Origin of the sequence: Xanthomonas prunicola, assembly GCF_002846205.1 — a bacterium.
Lineage (GTDB): Bacteria > Pseudomonadota > Gammaproteobacteria > Xanthomonadales > Xanthomonadaceae > Xanthomonas > Xanthomonas prunicola.
Genome location: NZ_PHKV01000059.1, coordinates 1 through 1,193, shown reverse-complemented (window position 1 = coordinate 1,193; position 1,193 = coordinate 1). Strand labels below are relative to the sequence as shown.

The following is a 1,193-nucleotide window of genomic DNA, read 5'->3' as shown; positions in this document are numbered from 1 at the left end:
CTTACTTGATGATCTTGGCAACCACGCCGGCGCCGACGGTACGACCGCCTTCACGGATGGCGAAGCGCAGACCTTCGTCCATCGCGACCGGGTTGATCAGGGTCACGACCATCTTGACGTTGTCGCCCGGCATCACCATTTCCACGCCTTCCGGCAGCTGGCACGCGCCAGTGATGTCGGTGGTGCGGAAGTAGAACTGCGGACGGTAGCCCTTGAAGAACGGGGTATGACGGCCACCCTCATCCTTGGACAGCACGTAGACTTCGGCTTCGAACTCGGTGTGCGGCTTGATCGAACCCGGCTTGCACAGCACCTGGCCACGCTCAACGTCGTCACGCTTGGTGCCGCGCAGCAGCAGACCGGCGTTGTCGCCTGCCTGACCCTGGTCCAGCAGCTTGCGGAACATTTCCACGCCGGTCACGGTGGTCTTCTGCGTATCGCGGATACCGACGATTTCGATTTCGTCGCCCACCTTGATGATGCCGCGCTCGATACGACCGGTCACCACGGTGCCGCGGCCCGAGATCGAGAACACGTCTTCCACCGGCATCAGGAACGGACGATCGACGTCGCGGGTCGGCTCCGGGATGAAGGTGTCCAGCGCGTCGACCAGCTTCAGAATCGCCGGCACGCCGATCTCGCTCTGGTCACCGTCCAGCGCCAAACGCGCCGAACCGTGGATGATCGGCGTGTCATCGCCCGGGAAGTCGTACTTGCTCAGCAGCTCGCGCACTTCCATTTCGACCAGCTCGAGCAGCTCGGCGTCGTCGACCATGTCGGCCTTGTTCAGGAACACGACGATGTGCGGCACACCGACCTGACGCGAGAGCAGGATGTGCTCACGAGTCTGCGGCATCGGGCCGTCAGCGGCCGAACATACCAGGATCGCGCCATCCATCTGCGCAGCACCGGTGATCATGTTCTTGACGTAGTCGGCGTGGCCGGGGCAGTCAACGTGCGCGTAGTGGCGGTTCGGGGATTCGTATTCGACGTGTGCGGTCGAAATTGTGATGCCGCGCGCCTTCTCTTCCGGCGCCGCGTCGATCGCGTCGTACGCCTTGAACTCACCACCGAAACGCTCGGCACCGATCTTGGTCAGCGCAGCGGTCAACGTGGTCTTGCCATGGTCAACGTGACCGATGGTGCCGACGTTCACGTGCGGCTTGGTGCGCTCGAATTTAGCTTTTGCCATG

General features: G+C 62.7%; 1 protein-coding gene. It reads right to left on the bottom strand.

Annotated elements, in window-relative coordinates:
- Position 1: 1 nt before the first annotated feature.
- A complete protein-coding gene (gene tuf, locus XpruCFBP8353_RS23005) occupies positions 2-1,192 on the bottom strand; it encodes an elongation factor Tu (protein ID WP_053051265.1) in 1,191 nt (396 codons plus the stop codon).
- Position 1,193: the final 1 nt, after the last annotated feature.

Coding starts and splice junctions, on each gene's coding strand:
- tuf (WP_053051265.1), bottom strand. CDS start 1,192: ATGGCAAAAGCTAAATTCGAGCGCACCAAGCCGCACGTGAACGTCGGC.